15 protein-coding genes and 3 pseudogenes are annotated in these 13810 nt (G+C 68.1%); 12 read left to right on the top strand and 6 right to left on the bottom strand.

The window, feature by feature from the left end:
- The first annotated feature begins 41 nt into the window (after positions 1-41).
- Positions 42-335 (top strand): hypothetical protein, encoded by a 294-nt coding sequence (locus tag ACZ4NB_RS08320; protein WP_467659317.1) that lies wholly within the window; start codon positions 42-44, stop codon positions 333-335.
- 83 nt (positions 336-418) lie between these two features.
- Here ACZ4NB_RS08320 and ACZ4NB_RS08315 read toward each other — a convergent pair whose 3' ends face one another.
- Positions 419-901: a MarR family winged helix-turn-helix transcriptional regulator gene (locus tag ACZ4NB_RS08315; RefSeq protein WP_467659315.1), complete on the bottom strand. Its 483-nt coding sequence runs from the start codon at positions 899-901 to the stop codon at positions 419-421.
- A gap of 113 nt (positions 902-1014) precedes the next feature.
- Between ACZ4NB_RS08315 and ACZ4NB_RS08310 the strand changes: the two genes are divergently transcribed.
- The 5 genes and pseudogenes from ACZ4NB_RS08310 to ACZ4NB_RS08290 all read left to right on the top strand — a co-directional run bounded on the left by ACZ4NB_RS08310 (position 1015) and on the right by ACZ4NB_RS08290 (position 4859).
- Positions 1015-1755 (top strand): dienelactone hydrolase family protein, encoded by a 741-nt coding sequence (locus ACZ4NB_RS08310; protein WP_467659814.1) that lies wholly within the window; start codon positions 1015-1017, stop codon positions 1753-1755.
- 437 nt (positions 1756-2192) lie between these two features.
- Positions 2193-2339 (top strand): annotated as a pseudogene (locus ACZ4NB_RS08305) (FAD-binding protein); the annotation flags it as partial.
- A gap of 169 nt (positions 2340-2508) precedes the next feature.
- Positions 2509-3351: pseudogene (locus ACZ4NB_RS08300) on the top strand (enolase C-terminal domain-like protein); the annotation flags it as partial.
- 218 nt (positions 3352-3569) lie between these two features.
- Positions 3570-4064 (top strand): DUF6328 family protein, encoded by a 495-nt coding sequence (locus ACZ4NB_RS08295; RefSeq protein WP_467659313.1) that lies wholly within the window; start codon positions 3570-3572, stop codon positions 4062-4064.
- Between the two features lie 255 nt (positions 4065-4319).
- Positions 4320-4859, top strand: a complete 540-nt coding sequence (locus ACZ4NB_RS08290; protein WP_467659312.1) for a cysteine hydrolase family protein — start codon at positions 4320-4322, stop codon at positions 4857-4859.
- 492 nt (positions 4860-5351) lie between these two features.
- Here ACZ4NB_RS08290 and ACZ4NB_RS08285 read toward each other — a convergent pair whose 3' ends face one another.
- Both ACZ4NB_RS08285 and ACZ4NB_RS08280 read right to left on the bottom strand, forming a co-directional pair.
- Entirely contained in the window at positions 5352-5822 is a 471-nt protein-coding gene (locus ACZ4NB_RS08285) for a hypothetical protein (RefSeq protein WP_467659310.1), read from the bottom strand.
- Between the two features lie 37 nt (positions 5823-5859).
- Positions 5860-6420: a hypothetical protein gene (locus ACZ4NB_RS08280; protein ID WP_467659308.1), complete on the bottom strand. Its 561-nt coding sequence runs from the start codon at positions 6418-6420 to the stop codon at positions 5860-5862.
- A 172-nt stretch (positions 6421-6592) separates the two neighbouring features.
- Here ACZ4NB_RS08280 and ACZ4NB_RS08275 point away from each other — a divergent pair.
- Together ACZ4NB_RS08275 and ACZ4NB_RS08270 are read left to right on the top strand one after the other, a co-directional pair.
- Positions 6593-6775: pseudogene (locus ACZ4NB_RS08275) on the top strand (hemerythrin domain-containing protein); the annotation flags it as partial.
- Between the two features lie 446 nt (positions 6776-7221).
- Positions 7222-7854 (top strand): UdgX family uracil-DNA binding protein, encoded by a 633-nt coding sequence (locus ACZ4NB_RS08270; RefSeq protein WP_467659813.1) that lies wholly within the window; start codon positions 7222-7224, stop codon positions 7852-7854.
- A gap of 32 nt (positions 7855-7886) precedes the next feature.
- Here ACZ4NB_RS08270 and ACZ4NB_RS08265 read toward each other — a convergent pair whose 3' ends face one another.
- From ACZ4NB_RS08265 to ACZ4NB_RS08255, 3 genes are all read right to left on the bottom strand, one after another.
- The gene (locus ACZ4NB_RS08265) at positions 7887-8663 is read right to left on the bottom strand and encodes an Fpg/Nei family DNA glycosylase (RefSeq protein WP_467659306.1); all 777 of its coding nucleotides are present in this window, start codon (positions 8661-8663) and stop codon (positions 7887-7889) included.
- A 65-nt stretch (positions 8664-8728) separates the two neighbouring features.
- Positions 8729-9232 (bottom strand): hypothetical protein, encoded by a 504-nt coding sequence (locus ACZ4NB_RS08260; protein WP_467659304.1) that lies wholly within the window; start codon positions 9230-9232, stop codon positions 8729-8731.
- A 43-nt stretch (positions 9233-9275) separates the two neighbouring features.
- On the bottom strand, positions 9276-9428 hold the full coding sequence (locus ACZ4NB_RS08255; RefSeq protein WP_467659302.1) for a hypothetical protein: 153 nt from the start codon (positions 9426-9428) through the stop codon (positions 9276-9278).
- Positions 9429-9607: 179 nt separating this feature from the next.
- On the opposite strand from ACZ4NB_RS08255, the gene ACZ4NB_RS08250 reads away from it, so the two are divergent.
- The 4 genes from ACZ4NB_RS08250 (at position 9608) to ACZ4NB_RS08235 (ending at position 13714) form a co-directional block, all read left to right on the top strand.
- On the top strand, positions 9608-10690 hold the full coding sequence (locus tag ACZ4NB_RS08250) for a tyrosine-type recombinase/integrase (RefSeq protein ID WP_467659301.1): 1083 nt from the start codon (positions 9608-9610) through the stop codon (positions 10688-10690).
- Entirely contained in the window at positions 10687-11949 is a 1263-nt protein-coding gene (locus tag ACZ4NB_RS08245) for a hypothetical protein (RefSeq protein WP_467659299.1), read from the top strand. The genes ACZ4NB_RS08250 and ACZ4NB_RS08245 overlap by 4 nt, the downstream gene beginning before the upstream one ends.
- A gap of 201 nt (positions 11950-12150) precedes the next feature.
- Complete coding sequence (locus ACZ4NB_RS08240) at positions 12151-13185, top strand: tyrosine-type recombinase/integrase (RefSeq protein ID WP_467659298.1); 1035 nt, start codon at positions 12151-12153, stop codon at positions 13183-13185.
- A gap of 1 nt (position 13186) precedes the next feature.
- Complete coding sequence (locus ACZ4NB_RS08235; RefSeq protein WP_467659296.1) at positions 13187-13714, top strand: DUF6262 family protein; 528 nt, start codon at positions 13187-13189, stop codon at positions 13712-13714.
- Positions 13715-13810: the final 96 nt, after the last annotated feature.

Raw genomic sequence — 13810 nt, 5'->3', positions numbered from 1 at the left:
CCTTATCCGCCCGGAGCGTCGTCCCGTACAGTGCGGAAGGCATGACGGCACTTTCATCTTTCACCTTCGTGCGCCACATCGACGGGCTCCGCTACCACTTCGAACGCGCCGGCGAGTGCAACGGCCGCCCCGCCTACCGCCGAACGGACGGGAACGTGTGGTGTGTCTGGTCGCCGACCGACGGCTGGCACTGCGAGATCTCTGACGGCCTCGTAACCGCCCATCCCCTCAACAGCCACGCCGATGAACCCGAACCCCCGGCCACCGTCTGGCGCAGCTTCAAAAAGGACCGCTCCTACCTCTACGACCTCCGGCCCCTCGACCCCGAAGCATGATCCGCCGGACAGTGCCTAGCCCGTTCTCCGCCGGCGGAGACCGGCCGCTCCGAGTCGACGCCTCCCCGGCCGTCCAGTGGGCCTCAGGAGGCCCGGGTGTGGTGGTCCAGCAAGCGGGTGAGCAACTGCACGAACTGGTCGCGTTCGGCCGGGTCCAGCGGCGCGAGAAGCTCGTCGTGCAGCTCGTCCAGGACTTTGTCGACGCGCCGCAGTTGGCGGCGGCCTCGGGCGGAGATCGTGATGATGTTGCGGCGCCGGTCGTCGGGGTCCGGCGCCCGCTCGACGAGGTCACGCTCGGTCAGTTCATTGAGCACGCCGACCATGTCGCTGCGGTAGATGCCGGTGCGCGTGCTCAACGCGGCTTGGCTGCCCGGCCCGAAATCCTGCAGTGAGGCGAGCACGGCGTAGTGCCACTTGCGGGCGTCGACCCGGGCCAGCCCCTCGTTGATCAGCCGGTCCGACCGCGCGGTCAGCTGCGACAGCAGTCGGCTCGCCCGTCGGCGCAGCCTGTCGGGCGTCTTGGGCGCGCCGTCGTCGGGCAGGTCGGCGGCCTCGGCTCTGATCATGGCGCCCATTCTACCCATTGCGTTAGTGAGACTAACGATGTACGTTCACTCGCGCCGAGAACGTTAGTGAAACAAACGTTTCCTCGGCGAACTCCAAGGAAGGAAGACCCGACATTCCCACCGAGATCCAGTCGCTGCAGATTCCCACCCCCGACGGTCAGGCCGATGCCTTCGCCGCTTTCCCCGACGACGGCGAGCGGCACCCGGGGGTGCTGATGTACGCGGACGCCTTCGGCATCCGCCCCGTCGTGCGGGAGATGGCCCGCGAACTGGCCGGGCACGGCTACTACGTGCTCGTTCCCAACTTCCTCTACCGGCACGGCCCGACACCGGTGATCGAGCTTCCCGAGTTCATCGGAGAAGAGGCCCGGCCCGCGGTCATCGCCCAGGTGATGCCCCTGATCGAGGCGCACACCGCCGAACGTGTCCAGCGTGATGCCGACGCCTACCTCGCGTTCCTCACCACCCGGCCCGAGGTCGGCGCCGGACCGGTCGCGGTGACCGGCTACTGCATAGGCGGCCTCCTGGCCATGCGCACCGCCGCGGCCCACCCCGGCCAGGTGGCCGCCGTCGCCGCATTCCACGCGCCCGTGGGCGTCGACGGGCCGGACAGCTTCGCCAAGCTCACCGCCCAGGTCCACTTCGGCCACGCCGAAACCGACCTGACGCCCGAGGCCCTCGGCGAGCTCAACCAGGCCCTGGACGCCGCGGGTGTCGACCACACCTCCGAGATCTACCCCGGCACCGTCCACGGCTTCACCATGTCCGACACCGACGCTTTCAGCGCCTCCGGACTGAAGCTCCACTGGGACCGCCTGCTCCCGCTCCTGGACCGCACCCTGATCGACAGCTGAGGACCCGGCCCGGAAACCCAACCGCTCGGGGGTGGCAGGCGGCCGCCCCCGAGCGGTCGGCGGCAGCAGGCCGGATCCCGCCGACCGTGTGAGCCAAGCGTGGTCCATGTGGTTGAGCCGGCGGGAGATCGGTTAGTCATAGCCTCCGCGCAGGCGGCCGGACGAACGGCTGTCGGCCGCCTCGGCCGGAGGGCGCCCGGGCACGGCGTGACGTCACGGCGACCGCTGCGACGTCAGTCGGTCCGTTGTTCGGGAACCCGTGGCTACGTCAGTTCCCTGCAAACTACCGAGCCGAGGGCCGCCGGGGCGCGGCCCGGAGCTGTGTGGAGAGCAGGCGGGCCGCCGTGGACGCTGGAGGGCAAGAGGTACGTATGGCACGTCGACAGGCCGGGGGTACAGGGGCCGAGCAAGCGTCGAACGCCTTTCACCACTCGCGGATCGGGGCCCTGCGCAGGGCGCTGCAGGAATTCGGGGCGCCGGTGCTCTCGCGTGGCGGCGGGACCAGCCTCGCGGGTCGGTGCACCAACACCGCCGTGGTCATCGACTGGACGAAGTACTGCCACCGCCTGGTCTCGGTCGATTCCCTCGCGGCCCTGCCCGAGGGCGACAGCTGGCTGCTGGTGCAGTTCAGCGGCGACAGCCGGCGGGAGGTCGACGACAAGTGCCACGATCCGCTGCGGGCGCTGGGCCGGAGCGAGCGCGAGCGGACCGTGGCGTTCTCCGAACAAGGACGTCGCCTCCGACTTCTGCGAGATGGTGACCGTCCGCGAGCAGCTGCCGAACGCCATCGACCGGGCGATCCGTACCGCCTACGGCCGTCCCGGCCTGGTCGCCGGTGCGCTCTCGGCCGTCGACATCGCGCTGTGGGACCTCAAGGCACGGTTGCTGGAAGTGCCGCTCGTAGGGCTGCTCGGGGCGAGCGGCGCGGAGGTGCCCGTATACGGCAGCGGCGGTTTCCCTGCGTACGACGACCGGCAGCAAGACCGGCAGCTGCGCACCTGGGTCGAGGACCAGGGCATTGCGCGCGTGAAGATCAAGATCGGCGAGTCCTGGGGAACCGCGGAACAACACGACCGGCGGCGCATCGCGCTCGCTCGCCAGAGCATCGGCGACGCCACCGAGCTCTACGTCGACGCCAACGGCGCCTTCGCCCGCAAACAGGCCATCCGGCTCGGGCCACACCTCGACGCGCACGGCGTCACATGGTTCGAGGACCCGGTCTCCGCCGACGACCGGGCCGGTCCGGTGCAGGTCCTGGGCGGCTACGCGCTCCTCGCGGACGGCGAGCGCGGCGCCCTGGTCGGCCCGCGTGGCGAGATCTGCTGGTGGTGCGTGCCGCGCTGGCACGACGACGCCGTGTTCGCCGCGCTCATCGGGGGCGGCGGGCTGTATGCCGTCACCCCGGCGGAACGGTTCGTGCCGGGCGGCGCGTACGAGGACGGATCGCTGATCTGGCGCAGCCGGTGGGTGACGCGGAGCGGCATCGTCGAGTGCCGCGATGCGCTGGCCTTCCCCGGGGAGGCCGGACGGCTGGTGCTGCTGCGCCGCTTCGTGGCCCGCGAGGGGCCGGCCCGGGTGCGCGTGGTGCTCCATCCGATGGCGGGTTACCGGCGTGAGCCGATGCGCGAGGTGCGGCGCGGCGCGGCGGGCGAGCGGCGGCGCGATCTGGTGCTGGAGTTGGGCACCGGCCCCCTGCGGACGTCGGCAGTCGGAAGTGCCGCGGCCACCCCTCCCGACACCCAGGGGACCGCGGCGCGTCCTGACGACGCGAACAACGAATCGCTACCGGTCCGACACCGCCGGGAGGTACGTAAATGGAGCCCCACTCACAGCAGCCCGCACACGGCCGCCACGAGTCCGCGGAGGAGCGGGCCGATCGCCGGTGGTCGGAACTCCTCCAGGAAGTCCGGGTCACCCAGACCGGTGTGCAGATTCTGTTCGGCTTTCTCCTCACCGTTGTCTTCACACCGAAATTCGCCACCCTCTCCGAAACCGATCGAATGATCTACGTGGTGACCGCCCTGTTGGGAGCCGCCACCACCGGGTTGCTCATCGGGCCGGTGACCTTCCACCGGTTCGTCACCGGCCGCCACATCAAACCCGAGACGGTGATCTGGGCCTCGCGGTTGACCGTGCTGGGGGCCGTGTTCCTCCTGGCCACTGTCGCCTCCGCCCTGCTGCTCATCCTGCGGGTCGCCATGAAGGACAGCGTGGTGCCCTGGTTGGTCGGAGGACTGGTGGTGTGGTTCGCGCTGTGCTGGTTCGCGCTCCCTCTGTGGGCGCGCCACCACTACTACACCCGGAAGTAACACTCCCGTTCTGCTGACCCCCACGGCCTCTGGCCCAGGCTCAGCCGCAGGTGCGATGCCGTCCGCCGCGCGGCACAGTGAGAGAGGCGGCATCCGGAGAAAGGCGGGTGGGCCCGTGGGGAGCAGGAACGTATGCGCGGAGTGGGCCTGCGACGGCATGCGGCGCTGTCCGCGGTTCCGCGGGCTCCGCGCCGACAAGCGCCCCGAGGCCGTCGCTCGCGAACGCCCGGCGCCGGGCTGAACAAGAGCCTCGTCATGTCCGCCACCGCCCTCATCGTGATCGACATGGTCAACTCCTACGAGCACGAGGACGCCGAACTGCTGCTGCCCTCGGTGCGCACGGTCCTCCCGCACCTCACCTCTCTCATAGACCGGGCTCGGCGGAGCGATACCGAGGTCATCTACGTCAATGACAATTTCGGGCTGTGGCGCTCACACCATGACGAACTGCTGGAAACCGTGCTCAGCGGCCCCCACGCGGACCTTGTGGAGCCCGTCCGCCCGGACGATGATTCACTGTTCGTGATCAAGGCGCGACACTCGATCTTCTACCAGACGCCCCTGGAATATCTGCTGCGCCAGCACGGTATCGACAGGATCGTGCTCTGCGGTCAGGTCACCGAACAATGCGTGCTCTACTCGGCCCTCGACGCCCATATCCGGCATATCGGGGTCACCGTCGTCGAGGACGCCTGCGCGCATATCCACCAGGACCTCGCGGCGGCCGCCCTGCGCATGATGGAACGCAATATGCAGGCCCGTATCGTCAGATCCACCGCCGAGGAACTCTTCTGAACGGGCGGGTCGGCTCCGCTGCCGAGCGGCAGGACTCGTTCCTGCTCACCGCGTGGAACCGGCCACGGACTCATCGACCCGGAGTTGACGAGCCGCACGACCCGGAGTTGACAGGCCGCACGAGCCGCTCAGGGGTTCTTCGGATCCACACCGGTCTGCGCGTCGTCGTCCCGCGTTCCACTCGGCCGGCGCGACCGACCCTTGGGACCCGCCGACCGATCCGCATCCGGGTGGGGCGAAACCGAACAGCGCGCAACCCCGCCAGCGCGAGCATGCGCTACCGAAAGCACCGTGGTGATTGCTGTGCGTGCCGGGCAGACGAACAAGTCCTGCGCGCGCGAACCGAAGTCCGCCGCAGCGCGGCGGTATCCCGTCACTGCGTGTCCGGCCCAGTAGCTTTTCGTGTACAGGTCGAAATCTCTGGGCCGGAAAGCCGCTCGCCCGGCCTGCGGGGCCTGCTTTTCCGGGTCCCGGTGCTCGGAACGCCGTCCCTTACTCGGTGAGCAGGCGGTTGAAGAAGGCACGGTAATGACGCAGGGCCATGCGGAGGCCCTCGGTATCCACTTGCTCGCCGCGATTCCACTGCTTTTCCAGTTCCTGCTTGTGGTCGGCAAACGTCGTGGCAAGGCTCTGCATGACCTCTGCGACCAACTCATCAGCCCCTTGCACCGCTTCGCGCGGGTCGTCGACAAACCTGCTCTGGATCTCCTGCCAGCGGCCGCGGAACGCATCGGCATCCTCTGCCGAAAGGAGCTGCGGAGCCTCCTGCTCGTCATTGGGCGCTTGCTCAGCGCGCGGTGCCGTGGTCTGTGTTGCTACAGGGGCGGCTTCGCCAGGGCGGGTGGGCGCTTCGGCGGCGGGTTCCTCGTCCGGAGAAGTCTCGTCGGGCTTGGGCTGAGCCAGGTCTTCGGTGCTCAGGCCCCTCTGTGTGAGGCCGGAGTCGGGTGCTGGGTCGGGTTGCATGGTCGCGTCCCTCGGATGCGGTGAATGGCGTGGTCGCTCAGGCGGGGGCGTGTCGGGCCTGGCCGCCGTCGGAGAGCAGTTCGTCGAACAGGGCGCGGTAGTGCACCATGGCGCCCCGAAGCTGCTCGGTCGTGGCCTTGTGCTGGGTACCTAGAGCATCGACTTCGTGGGCGGCGCGGTAGTGCTCCAACGTACGGCCGTGCTCGACGGACAGGTCCCTGAGCTGCTGCTCGTAGTCTTCGGTTGGGTAGCCCCGCTCGTGCATCAGCGACGTCACCAGACGGTCCGCATCATGCACCGCCACCTCGGGGCGGTCGACGAACTCCTCCTGCACACCGGCCCAGTCGCGGCTGTAACGCTCTCGGCTGCTGCTCGGCAGGGGCTTGATCTCCAGCGAATCGTGGCGCCGCTCGCGTGATCTCAGTTCCCGCTCGCCGGCCAGCCGGCTGTTGGCGTCTGCAACGGTGCGTTCGTACTCCGGCCCGAAGCGTTGCCGCAAGCGGCGCCGCCGGCCTACGAAGAGTGTGATCCCGACGGCAAGTAGGCCAACTACCACCACGACGGGAATGATGATCGCCAGAAGGGTCCCTGTGGACATCGGGTGAACCTCCTTACAAAGGCTCTCTTCTCAGATTAGAACCCGGGTATTTGGTTGACAGGGCAACTGCGCTTCTCGGGCGGGCTGCCGCGCCTCCGGTGATGCTCAACCCGGCCTGAAATGCAGATGGCTCGGACCGCCCGCAGCCTCTGATGCCCGCCGGTCACGGACCAGTCATGTGCAGGACGAGGAGATCAACCTCTTCCCCCAGCTGCGCGCGGCCTGCTCCGCGGAGGCACTGGACACACTCGGTGACAAGATCCGTACGGCGAAGAAGGTGGCTCCCACCCGCCCGCACCCCTCAGCTCCCGTCACGCCGCCGGCGAACAAGATCCTCGCGCCGGGGGCCGGGCTGGCACCCGCCGCGCACAGCCCCGCCAGGCCGAGGGCCTTGCCCCGCACCGTACGGCCCCGCCCGCGTTGCACCCACGACCCCGTGTACAGGCCGACCGCCACCGCGGTCGACACGGCGTGCACCAGGCCGGTACGCAGCTGATCCTCGTGCCTGCCATCGTGCGGTCCCTCGTGCGCGCTCTGGCGGAGCCGGAGCCGGGACCTGCGAGCGACTCCTGCTCCCGCCGTACGACCAGTGGTGTCCCTCCGCGCGCCGACGGGTTAAGGGCTCTCCGTGTGCGGGAACCCGTGGTGCGGGCGCCGGGCCGGTCGGCCGCCCACCGCGGCAAGGAGGGATCACGTGAGCGGGCGAGGCCGGTGAGGCCGCCGAGGGCCGGACGCGGCGACGACTCCGACGGGCAGAAGGACGGCCCACACGACGGGAAGCAGTACGACGCCACCCCCTACCTGCCGCGGCGCGGCGGACTCGCGGCTCATCGGCGTGCGGCAGCGGACTGCCAGGGCTGTCCGCTGTTCCAGGGCGCGTCGGGGACCGTGTTCGGAGCGGGCAGTGCCTCGGCTCCCCTCATGCTCGTCGGCGAGCAGCCGGGCGATCAGGAGGACCGCCGGGGAGAACCGTTCGTCGGGCCGGCCGGCGGCCTTCTGCGGAAGGCGATGCGGGAAGCCGGCCTGGAGGAGGAGCAGAGTTACTTCACCAACGCGGTGAAGCACTTCAAGTTCACCACCGCGGCGAAGGGCAAGCGCCGGATCCACAAGCCCCCCAGTCTGCGGGAGATGACGGCTTGCCGCCCCTGGCTGACCGCCGAACTGCGCCTGGTCGATCCGGAGGTGGTGGTGGCACTCGGCGCGACCGCGGGCAAGGCCCTGCTGGGGCCTTCATTCCGCGTGACGCACGACCGGGGCACCCTCATCAGCGCGCCGGAAGAGGGGGCTCCCGGCGCGGCCGCCGGCGCCAGAGGCGTCATCGTCGCGACCCTCCACCCGGCAGCGATTCTGCGGGCCGAAGACCGCGAGGCACCCTACGCGGGACTCGTCTCGGACCTACGGGTCGCGGCCCGGGCCCTGAACGGAGGGCCGTAGAACCCAAGAAGGAGATCCGGAGGGAGCACCGTTCAGGACTGGCAGTGCGGGCACCAGACGGTGCGGCGTCCGGCGGTGCGACCGGAGCTGAGGGGACGTCCGCAGCGGGGGCACAGCGGCTCGCCGTCGTCGCGCCGGCCCGTGAGCCAGGAACGCCGCGGCGGTACGCGCCCGGCGCGCACGGCGGTGCCGAGCACCCGGCCCATCGCCGCGTGGAGGTCCCGGTACGTCCTTTCACTCAGGTCCCGCGCCGGAGTCCGCGGGGCGACCCGGGCCCGCCAGAGGATCTCGTCGCACAGCAGATTCCCCAGACCCGCGATGACGGACTGGTCCATCAGCGCACTCTTGACCGCACCTCGCCGCCCGGACAGCAGTTCCGTGAACTCCCTTCGGCTCACGACGAGGGCGTCGGGCCCGAGCCGGTCCAGGATCCGGTCGACGGCCTCCTCGTCGGCCAACTGCACGCCCTGGAGCTTGCGTTGATCGCGGTAGCGCAGGCTATGGGCATCGCCGAGGGTCAGCACAAGGCGGTCGTGTGCGGCGAGCGGTTCGTGGGGGGAGCAGCACCACAGCGATCCCGTCATGCCGAAATGAAAGACGACGGTGGGCCCACCGTCAGTGGGCGCGAACAACCACTTGCCGTGCCGCCACGCCTTCCCGAGTCGCCTTCCCCCGCACTCCTCGCGCAGCCGCTTCCCGGTGACACCCCGCAGCACCCCCGCGTCGCGTACCTCGATCTCCGTGATGATTTGCCGGCCACAGGAGGTCAGCACCCGACGGAATCCTTCGACATCCGGCAGTTCGGGCATCATCCCTCCGTGGCTCTGGGGCTCCGCGGCTCCGCGTCGTGCGGCCGGTCACGCCGGCACCGGCGTCAGGCCGCCTTCCGACGTCGTCGGCGCGTACGTGCGGCAAGCGATGCGATGAGCTCGTCGCGGTTCATCGAGGAACGTCCGCGGATACCGGCCTCCGCGGCACGCTCGTACAACTCGGACTTGCTCAGGCTTTCCAAGTCGCTCTTCCTGGTCGCAGTCCGGCTTTTCCCTCTACCGGGCCTGCGCTTCCCGCCTCCGCTCCGAGCGGATTCGACGCTTTCCTGTAGCAGGCTCATCAGATCCACGACATTGGTGGACTCGGGAGGTTCTTCCGCTTTTTCCACTCCCTCGCCTTTGCTCTTTGCCGCCACCAGCCGACGGACGCGTTCCTGATACTCGTCGTGGAAATCCTCCGGTGACCAGCGAGTGGTCAGCGCGTCGATGAGTTGTGTTGCGGTATGTACTTCCTTCTTCGTGACCTTGGTCTTACCGGGCAGGTCGCGCACCTCGCGGTGCGGGTCGCGGACCTCGTCGGCCCAGTGAAAGGTGCGCAGGGCCAGCACCTCCTCCTCGGCCTCACCGCGACGAGGTATTCACGGTTGCGCATCACGAACGTTGCCATGCCGGCCCAAGATAGTACTTCTGGTCGGGGACCTCTTTCCCCGTGCGCTCACTGATGCGCTTGATGCGGATCCGGTCGGCCGTCCCGCGCTGGAGCTGATGGAATCGGACGGTGTGGCTGTCGGTTGCCGAGTACATCCGTACGGGCAGGGTTATCTAGATCTGGATTGCGGGCGTGAGGTACGTGAGGTCAGGGCTCATTCGTCTGTGTGGCTGATGGGTATCTGAGAGGTCGCTGGGGTGTTTGGCCCGTTAGTCCATACGTGATCTATCGAGCTGAGAAGGCTGAAGTACCGGAGTCCTCAAGAGTCGCCTGGGTGGTCGTCGACGGGGTCTTCCGGCTGCATCGTGAGGCGACCGCGTTTTTGGACCAGGTTCGTGGTCTGGGCCGGTCGGTGAACACTGAGCGGAATTACGCGAGCCGGGTGGCTCTGTACCTGACCTGGTGTGACGAGCGTGGGCTGCGGTGGTCGGAGCCGGGTTTCGAGAACCTGCTGTGCTTCCGGGAGTGGCTGGTGAGCGTCCCTCTCCCGCCGCGGGGCCGCAAGAACCAGTCGGTGATCCGCTTCCGGCAGGACGGCAGTGCCAATGCGGTTCTGGGAACGATGACGCAGTTCCTGCTGTTCGGTGTCGGGCCTGGCTGGGTCTCCGAGCAGGTCGCCATGTCCTTGACCAAGCCGAAGTTCCTGCGATTCTTGCCGGACGGGGCCGCAGGCGAGGGCGGTGGCGCCAGGGTCGTTGCAGAGCGGACCCTGAAGTTCGCCACGACCGACCCGGGCATCGAGTACCTCACACCGGAGCAAGTCGACTTGATGATCCGGATGGCCCGGAATGCCCGTGACCGCTTCCTGATCGTGCTGATGAGGGCCACCGGCATGCGGATCGGCGAGACGTTGGGCATGCGGCGCGCTGACGTCCATCTCCTGGCCGACTCGCGTGATCTGGGCTGCCACGTCAGTGGCCCTCACGTGCATGTTCACCGGCGGCGCGACAATGCCAACAACGCGCTGGCGAAGTCCCGGAAGTCTCGGACGATTCCGGTGACCGCGGATGTCGCCGGCTACTACCGGGACTACCAGTGGGAGCGAGAGGCCGTCCCGGAGGCCGCCGACAGCGACATGGTGTTCGTGAACCTGTTCCGGGCACCGCTGGGGCGGGCGATGAGCTACCCGAATGCGAAGCAACTCTTCGACCGCCTGGCCAAGTGGGCCCAGATCGTGGCCCGGCCGCACATGCTCCGTCACACCGCCGCCACCGAGTGGATCAGGGCAGGGGTTCCCCGGGACGTGGTCCAGGAGTTGCTCGGGCACGAGTGGCCCGGGTCGCTCAAGCCCTATCTGCACACCACCGACCGGGATCGACGCGAGGCCGTCGAGCGAGTCGCGGCAGGTGTCCGATGACGACGCCTATCGTTCCGGCCGAGCGGACGGTCACGCCGATTGGTATCGACTGGGCAGGCTGGCAGAACTGGCTTGGTGAACACGTCGATCCGGCCTGGCGGCCGGGCGAGTGGGACCAGGATTGCTGGCTTTTCACGGGCGACCTGGACAGCCCGCGCACAGCGGCGGTGGGATGCGCAACCCCCGGTTGCCGGGCCATCCTCGCTTCCCGAGGCCGTTGCCGCACCTGCATGCGGGCACGGGAGATGCGAGGTCTGACCTGGGAGGAGTTCGATGTTCAGTTCGTTCCGTCCGCTCGTCCACGCGGGAGCGACCCAGCGCTATGTGCAGTTGTCCGCGGCTCGGTGAGATGCGGCCGGGTGGGCATCGGGGTGAAGCTCTGCCAGGGCCACGTCCGCAGCTGGCGGCGGCATTGCCGCCAGCAAGGTCGGCGGCTCCCCATCGACGAGTGGGTCGCCGCATTCAACGTCAAGCCGTTCCCCCAGCCTCCTGAGTGCTCGGTCGGCGGATGCCGGAACCGGCGCATCAGCGACAAGAGCCCGATCTGCGTCTACCACCAACGTCGATGGCTTGCAGCCGGCCACAAGGGCACCGCCAACACCCCACAACTCCGGCGCTGGGCGGCGGAACAGCCTCCACTGCTGACTGCGGCTCAGTTCTCCCTCGTGCAACTTCCGCTACCGCTTCGGCTGGAGCTGGCCTACGGAACCCAGCAGCGAGATGTGCTGGGATCGACCATGCAGCCCTTCGCCATGCGGGCAATCGTCAGTGCGGCACTGGGCACAGGGACGAGCCTGCTCCTGGCGACCGACACGCTGCAGAAAAGGATTCGGACCAGCAACGAGAGATCGGTCCTGCGTCAGCTGACCTGGTCGATTCAGCAGGGACATATCGCCTTCAGCGGGCACGATCCGCGGGGCGAGGATCACTTCGACCTGCGGGCGGCAGGGCTGAAGGGCGCCACCCGCTCCGGCCGACGCAAGCTGATTGGCAGCGTCGACCTGACGATCATCCCCCAGCCGTGGTTGCGCCGGATTCTCAAGCGTCGGGCCGAAGCCGAAAAACCCACCGGCCCTGCGTTCAGAAGGTGGTTGAAATCCTGCGTTATCGCAGGTCAGGGCATGAATCGTCTGCCCGGCGGAGGCATCGACACGGCCGCCTTGGATTTCGCGCACATGCAGGCTGCGTTTGACGAGATCGCCACCGCTGTCGACCAGGGCGGACACCTCTACGGCGCCGGATACCGCATTGATCTTTAGACCGCGTTCAGCCAGACAATCGACTTCGGGCGCCTGGCCGGCCTGCTCGACGCCCCTGGGTCCTTCATCCGCCGCCCCTCCCAGCGCATCCCGGACGAGGACACCAACGAGGACGAACTCGGCAAGGCGATCCCCGAGCACGTCATCCGCCAGCTCGACGCCCAGCTCGCCTCGCTCGGCACCAGTGTCACCTACGGGCCGATGGACCCCGCACACGTCAAAGCCATGTTCCAAACCGCCTACGTCGTCCTGCGAGACTCCGGCCGCCGCCCGCTGGAAGTCGTCTCCCTGCCCCGCAACTGCCTCGAACGCGAACGCGACGAAGTGTCCTTGATCTGGAACAACCACAAAGGCCGCCGCATGCGGCGACGTCTGCCCATCACCTCATCCACGGTCGCGGCGATCGAGAAGTGGCAGAATCTCCGCGACACCCTGCCTGACGCCCCGAGCGTCAGCGAGCCCTACCTGTTCCCGGCGATCACCTCCGCCGGAGGATCAGACCACCTCATGAGCAACAACTTCGGTGCCGGCATGCAGACCTGGGTGAACAACCTCGACACCCTGGGCAGTGACGCCATGGACTCCGAGGGCAACGTGATCCCCTTCGACCGGTCCCTGATCTATCCCTACGCCTTCCGGCACTCCTTCGCCCAACGGCATGCCGACGCGGGCACCCCACTTGACGTGCTCCGAGACCTCATGGACCACGATGATCCAAAAACGACCATGGGCTACTACCGGGTCTCTCTGGAACGCAAGCGCAAGGCCGTCAAGACCCTGAGCCTGATGGTCGCCGACCGACACGGGACCGCGACACCCTGCTCGCCGACTGCCTACGAACAGCGCTCAGTGGGCGTTCCGTTCGGCGGTTGCACCGAACCCACCAACGTCAAGGCCGGCGGACACGCATGCCCGATCCGCTTCCAATGCTCAGGCTGCGGCTTCTACCGTCCCGACCCGTCCTACCTGCCCGCGATCGAGGACCACGCCAACAGCCTACGAGCTGACCGCGAGAAGGCTCGGGCGATGGACGCAGCCGGCTTCGTCATCGACAACCTCACCGCTCAGATCAACTCCTACGAAGAAGTCGCGGCGACGATGCGCGAACGGATGGCAGCCCTGCCCAAGGACGATAGGGCCGAGTTGGAGGAGGCCGCCGCTGTCCTTCGCCGGGTCCGGGCCGGCGGCGACCACAAGCTCCTCCCCCTGACCGTCGCCGCCAAGAATGGCGCGTGAGATGACTACCCGAACCCCCGCTGACGTCCTCGCCGAATCCCGGCGACAGACCAGCCTCCTCAAACGCCAACGCGTGCTCGACGCCATTCGGCGCATGCTGGACGACGGCGAGCCGATCTCCTTCGCCGCCGTCGCCCGCACTGCGAAAGTGTCAACCTGGCTCGTCTACGCCGAAGGCATCCGCGAACACGTCCAAGCAGCCATCCAGCGGCAGGAACAGGCTCCCGTCACCGAAGCGGCCCAAGGCCGCCGGGCAAGCCCCGCCAGCCTCCACACCGACCTGGCCATGGCCCGCGAGGAGATCAAAGAACTCCGCACGGAACGTAATCAGCTCCGAGCCGCTATGCGGCAGCACCTCGGACATCAGCTCGATCAGATCAGCAATCGGAAGCTGACTGAGCGGATCACCGAACTTACGGAAGCCAACAGGAAGCTCGAACACGAGCTGGCCCAGCTCCGGCCACTAGCCGATCACGCCATGAGCTTCAGCAGGACCTTGCCGCGGCCCGCACGAGCCTCCGACAGATGATCCGGGACGGCAATCAGCACGAGCCAACCTGAGTGGGTGCTTTCGACCGCGGGGTGAATGGGCAATCCCGAAGGACCTGCTTGATCATTTGAGCGT

It is taken from the genome of Streptomyces sp. NPDC026575, from assembly GCF_055567415.1.
This window is presented reverse-complemented; position numbering and strand designations above follow the sequence as displayed.